This is a genomic window from Vibrio sp. 10N.222.52.B7, assembly GCF_041474275.1.
GTDB classification, from domain to species: Bacteria; Pseudomonadota; Gammaproteobacteria; order Enterobacterales; family Vibrionaceae; genus Vibrio; species Vibrio crassostreae_C.
On record NZ_JBFRTU010000117.1, the window covers coordinates 4,812 to 5,036 of the forward strand.

The following is a 225-nucleotide window of genomic DNA, read 5'->3' on the forward strand; positions in this document are numbered from 1 at the left end:
TCTGGGTGATCCATACCTAGAGCGCCATGAGCAAATGATTCAACCTTATCGGTAACGGTTTCATTCTCTGCTTCAATTTTTTTTGCTTCTTTATCGATTTCTTTCAGGGCAGATAAGAGCGCTTTGCCTTCATTAGAAAGCTTAACAGTGTTTTGTTCAACCTTAAGAGGCGCGGGCTTTTCAGCTTCACTGTTTTTACTCTGTGAGTTCATTTGCGAAGGTGAA

At 41.3% G+C, this 225-nt stretch carries 1 pseudogene; it reads right to left on the minus strand.

From position 1 onward, the window contains the following. A pseudogene (locus AB4512_RS20965) lies at positions 1-225 on the minus strand (hypothetical protein); the annotation flags it as partial.